General features: G+C 52.7%; 3 protein-coding genes. 2 read left to right on the top strand and 1 reads right to left on the bottom strand.

Annotation, left to right across the window (positions count from 1 at the left end; genetic code table 11):
* Both psiE and DEO48_RS25655 read left to right on the top strand, forming a co-directional pair.
* Positions 1-354: phosphate-starvation-inducible protein PsiE (gene psiE / locus DEO48_RS25660; protein ID WP_109846678.1), on the top strand; the 354-nt coding region annotated here is incomplete at its 5' end.
* Between the two features lie 139 nt (positions 355-493).
* Positions 494-856 carry a YcgJ family protein gene (locus DEO48_RS25655; protein WP_109846677.1) on the top strand — a complete coding sequence of 121 codons (363 nt, stop codon included), beginning with the start codon at positions 494-496 and terminating at the stop codon, positions 854-856.
* 30 nt (positions 857-886) lie between these two features.
* Here the strand turns inward: DEO48_RS25655 and DEO48_RS25650 are convergent, their stop codons facing one another.
* Positions 887-1,426 (bottom strand): histidine phosphatase family protein, encoded by a 540-nt coding sequence (locus DEO48_RS25650; RefSeq protein ID WP_109846676.1) that lies wholly within the window; start codon positions 1,424-1,426, stop codon positions 887-889.
* Positions 1,427-1,450: the final 24 nt, after the last annotated feature.

The raw sequence follows: 1,450 nt of genomic DNA, 5'->3' as shown, positions 1-1,450 counted from the left end.
AATGCCGCGCTGTTGTTGCTGGGACTGATACTGGTTGTGTTCCTCGCAAAGGAAACGTTGCATCTGGCGGAGGTGTTGTTTCAGCCTGACGCGGATAACAGCAAATACAGCCTGGTGGACGGGCTGATGGTGTACTTTCTGTACTTTGAGTTTATCGCGCTCATCGTGAAGTACTTTCAGGCGGGGTACCACTTCCCGCTGCGGTACATCATCTATATCGGTATTACCGCTATTGTCAGGCTGATTATTGTTGAGCATCCGTCCTCACATGATGTGCTGCTCTATACTGGTGCGATACTGGTGATGGTCATGACGCTGTGGCTGTGTAATTCGCCGCGACTGAAGCGAGAATAACGATGGCTGCAGACTGTTATGAGGTTGCGGCAGGAGTGCGGTGAGAACGGTATCGTTGTGCACCATACCAGGTGGTGCAAATACTTGACACCCGCAGTCTGCCGTTGCCAGAGCCGGGACATGCTTTTACATGAGGGAAATGCATATGCAAAAGGCGTTTATGTTGGGATTATGCCTTATCATCGGTAGCGCCTGCAGTCTGGCTGAGGCGGCAGAGCACAATAAGCTCACAAACCCTGCCGCTGGTGTGGTCTGTGATGCGTACGTTTGCGCTGATGCGACGGGGATTTCTGACACGCTGACCGCGAAATACCTGGGCGCGAAAAAAGGTCAGCAGCTGGCCGCGCAGGGGGAATTTGATCGCTCGGCGTTTACGTTTGCGAACGGGGTTTACTGTGACACGAAAGAAAAGGTGTGTCGTAAGGACCGTTACTTTGGTGCCGATGGTAAGCCGTCAGGTGCGATTGACAGGACGACCACAAAGCTGTTGTTCGCGCCATGATGAGTAGGGACCTGGCGGATCCCGGTATTTTTAGTTCTGACAGCGCTCGCTCACATCGTTTAGTCCTTCGTTTTCCTTTTTGAATGACACAAATTTCCCCTCATCACTCAGCCGTATAACGTACAGGCTGTCAAAATCATCGCCTTTCCATTGCGGGATTTGTTCTGGAGAGCCTCCGGTGCGTTTTACCAGTGCCTTCGCGGCCACTACCAGGTTTTTATGCTCCCAGGAAACGAATACCCGTTTGTTCTGACCGCTGGCCGACAGAAGATCGTCGACCAGTCCGTCCGTTTGCGTGGCGTGGTATTTCAGAATAACCGGCCGCTCTGCCCGGATAGCCGTGGGGAGAATGGTGGTCAGCGGACGCAGTGAACTGCCGGTTTTGTTTTCTTTTGGTGCGGAAGCATAAATCGCATCAGGCATTCCAAAGCGTGGCAGTAGTACTGATGGCAGTGTCAGAGCACGATTAAACCCTTTGCAGGTCAGTTGACCGGTAGGCGTGTCAGGCTTTTCTCCATGACTGCATATTCGCACGGTGATCGATCGCCAGTTCGCACCGTAGTCGATCATGATTTCGCATCGTGTTCGATCGCG

Origin of the sequence: Enterobacter sp. CGMCC 5087, assembly GCF_003144775.1 — a bacterium.
Lineage (GTDB): Bacteria > Pseudomonadota > Gammaproteobacteria > Enterobacterales > Enterobacteriaceae > Enterobacter > Enterobacter cloacae_M.
Note: the sequence above shows the minus strand (reverse complement) of the source record. Positions and strands in the feature narration are given on the sequence as shown.